Below are 3,136 nucleotides of genomic sequence, written 5' to 3' on the forward strand. Positions count from 1 at the left end.
CCATGCGCCCCGACAAGGGCGGCCCGACGCGCGGCCCCCGGACGGAGCCCGGCACCGGCTTCGAGCTCCCCCGCACCCCTGTCCCCCCGGAGCGCCGCAAGGTGAAGGACGGCTTCCGGCCGCTCGACCCGCAGCGCAACACCACCGCCAGCCCCTACCTGGGCGCGGGCGAGACGCGCGGGCCGGTGCTGGATTTGGACTCGCTGGTGCCCGGCGACCTGAAGGACCTGGAGGGCCAGCCCGCGGTGGCGAAGCGCTTCGCCTCGGACAGCGCGCTGCTGTCCGCGCAGGTGCGGCCCGCGTCGCTGCCCTCGTCCGACCGCGTGGCCCGCCTGTGGGCCTTCTTCGCCGCCTACGCGGAGGCCGCCACCGCGCACCCGCCCGCCCCGGAGGCGAAGGCCGCCTTCTCCCAGGCCCTGAAGGACCAGGGCTTCGCCGGCCTCCAGGACGCCCACACCGGCCGGACGGGCGTGGAGGCGGGGCTCTGGGTGCTGGACGCGCCGTCGCCCGCCGAGGCCCGCGAGCGCGCGAAGGACGTCCAACTGGAGCCCCCGCCCGACGTGCGGCGCTCCGAGCAGGCCGCCCCGATGACGCCGGGCCTCTACCAGCCCATCCCCGCCCCGTTCATCCGCCGGGACGAGCAGGGCCAGCCCCTCCAGGACGACGACCGGGACCGCAACCGCTCGGAGCGCAAGCTGGGCACCCGGATGCTCTGGAACGTGCTCCACCGCTTCCGCGCCGGCCCGGAGGAGGAGGACGCCCAATCCGAAGGGCAGTGGGACCGGATGGTCTTCGGGGCCGTCCTGGCCCTGGCGGGCGTCGCGCTGGCGGTCATCGCGCTCGTCACCTCCCTCTAGAAGCAGGGAGGCTGTTCGGAACGCTTGGGGTTGTGCCGGCTTGTGGTACGGTGCCGCACTCTCTTGGCCACCGACGACCTTACACTCGTCAAGCGCGTCCGCAGCGGGGACCAGCGCGCTTTCAAGCTCCTCGTCGAGCGTTACCAGCGCAAGGTGTACGCCGTTGCGCTCGGTATGCTGAAGGACAAGGAGGAAGCGATGGACGTCTCCCAGGAGGCGTTCGTCAAGGTCTACAAGTACCTGGACCACTTCAAGGGCGACGCGTCCTTCTACACGTGGCTCTACCGCATCACGTCCAACATCTGCATCGACGTGCTCCGCAAGCGCCGGGGCGGTGGCGAGCAGGTGGAGTTCGACGAAACCCAGGAGATGGACGTCTCCGAGGCCCGCATCGGCGCGCTGGGCAGCCGCCTGGGGACCAATCCCCAGAAGAGCGCCCTGCGCAAGGAGCTGGCGGAGAAGATCCAGGAGGCCCTGGCCACGGTGCCGGAGAAGCACCGCGCCATCCTCCTGCTGCGCGAAATCGAGGGCATGTCCTACGAGGACCTGGCCCGGACCCTGGACATCCCGAAGGGCACCGTGATGAGCCGCCTGTTCCACGCGCGCGCCAAGGTGCAGAAAATCCTCAGCGAATACCTGGAGCTGGACGAAGCCAAGAGCGGGGTGGGCAATGAGTGAGGCTGCCGGGAATCCCCCCTCGAATATCTGTGGGGGTGGCTGCGTCCCACCGGCGCATTCCCTCCAGACCGCAGGGTGAAGAGCATGGCCGGAAATCCCGCGTGTGACCGTTTTGTCCCGCTCCTGTCTCCCTACATCGACGGCGAACTCGCCCCGGCGGAGCGCGTCCACGTGGAGCGCCACCTGGCGGCCTGCCGCGACTGCACCGGCCGCTCGGCCGACCTGCGCGCCGAATCCGGACTGCTCCGGGTGGGCCTGGACATGGCGGTGGACGACGTCGACTTCAAGGACTTCACCCAGCGGGTGATGGCCCGGGTGACGCCGGAGAAGCCGCCGCTCATCGAACGGCTGCGGCTCTCCCTGTCGGAGATGTTCCTCTACCAGCGCACCGCGATGCTCTCCTCGATGGCCACCGCCGCGGTGGTGCTCCTGGTGGCGCTGCCGCTCCTGCTGCGCGACGGGGCCCCGGAGGGCTACGCCGCCGAGCGCATGACGGTGAAGTCCATCCAGTCCTACCAGGGCGCCCGCGTGGCCCCGGTGGTGATGGAGACCGAAGGCGGCGGCTCCATCATCTGGATGGTGGACGAGCAGGAGCAGGCCCCCGAGGCCGCTCCCGGAGCCCCCGGCCAGCCGAAGAAGCTGGACGAAGACGAGGCGGAGGAGTTGGGTGGACAGTCGGACGGGCAGCCGCCGGCGGTCACGCCCGCGGCGCCGCGGCCCACGGGAGGAGCGCTATGACGAAGCAGAGGTGGGCGGTGCTGGCACTGCTGTGCGCCATGGCCCTGACGCTGGGGCCGGCGGTGGCCCTCGCCCAGGACGCCAAGGTGAAGGTGCAGGTGGAGGTGGTGCTCGCCTCCAACAAGGGCACCGCGGTGGAGCCCGCGGAGCTCAACAAGATGAAGGAGGCGTTCCAGAAGCAGAACTTCAGCTTCACGTCCTTCAAGCGCATGTCCCTGGACACCGTGGAGGTGGCCGCCCCCAAGCCCACCGAGGTGAAGCTGCCCAACGGGACCAACGCGTCACTGCAGCTGCTGGGCATGAAGGACGGCATCGCCACCCTGCGCGTCATCATCCCGAACCAGTCCTCCGTGGAGGTGGAGCTGGGCCGCCAGGGCGCCGTGTACCAGAAGGCCGGCAAGCACGTGGGCGGGGACCTCATCCTCGTCCTGGTCCCGCCCTCGAAGTGATGTCGTAGGGTCGTACCTGTAGCGACGGATGTGCGCCGCCTTCGGGCAGGCGCCGTCCGGGAAGCACCCCCTGACATGCCTGGATGGCCCCCTCCTCTCCGGGCGGCCCCCGCGTCAGGTTGCACACCTCCTGAATCTTCCCCCCACCTCGCACATCCACTCCTGCGGGCGCTGCTCCGCCCTGCCGGGAGGGGTGCCGTCGCGTCTTTGACGTGGGGAGAGGTGGGTTTCATTCCCCAGGGCAAGAAAACGGTCGGAAGTCTCTGAAACGGAGGCTGAAGAAATGTCAGTCCTTCCCCGGCGCAGAAAGCGGCTCCGGGGTTTCTTCCCTCGGAAGACGCGGAGTTGAGGCCCGGCACGGCAGTTGCTCTTGGGTCAGAGCGCAGGACGGCGGGACGGTGGGGCGGGTCGGTG

General features: G+C 70.1%; 4 protein-coding genes. All 4 read left to right on the plus strand.

Going from position 1 to position 3,136, the window contains the following annotated elements:
* Window positions 1–857: Immediate early protein ICP0 (locus D7X12_RS40470; protein WP_120630447.1), on the plus strand; the 857-nt coding region annotated here is incomplete at its 5' end.
* A gap of 63 nt (window positions 858–920) precedes the next feature.
* Entirely contained in the window at window positions 921–1,535 is a 615-nt protein-coding gene (locus tag D7X12_RS40475) for an RNA polymerase sigma factor (protein ID WP_199729177.1), read from the plus strand.
* An 84-nt stretch (window positions 1,536–1,619) separates the two neighbouring features.
* On the plus strand, window positions 1,620–2,273 hold the full coding sequence (locus D7X12_RS40480; RefSeq protein WP_120630448.1) for an anti-sigma factor family protein: 654 nt from the start codon (window positions 1,620–1,622) through the stop codon (window positions 2,271–2,273).
* Window positions 2,270–2,722, plus strand: coding sequence for a hypothetical protein (locus D7X12_RS40485; protein WP_439329421.1), 453 nt, complete (start codon window positions 2,270–2,272; stop codon window positions 2,720–2,722). The genes D7X12_RS40480 and D7X12_RS40485 overlap by 4 nt, the downstream gene beginning before the upstream one ends.
* Window positions 2,723–3,136: the final 414 nt, after the last annotated feature.

Source organism: Corallococcus sicarius (assembly GCF_003611735.1).
Lineage (GTDB): Bacteria > Myxococcota > Myxococcia > Myxococcales > Myxococcaceae > Corallococcus > Corallococcus sicarius.

Excerpts from the sequence above, each read along its gene's own strand:
- D7X12_RS40480 (WP_120630448.1), top strand. The coding sequence starts at position 1,620 with ATGGCCGGAAATCCCGCGTGTGACCGTTTTGTCCCGCTCCTGTCTCCC.
- D7X12_RS40485 (WP_439329421.1), top strand. The coding sequence starts at position 2,270 with ATGACGAAGCAGAGGTGGGCGGTGCTGGCACTGCTGTGCGCCATGGCC.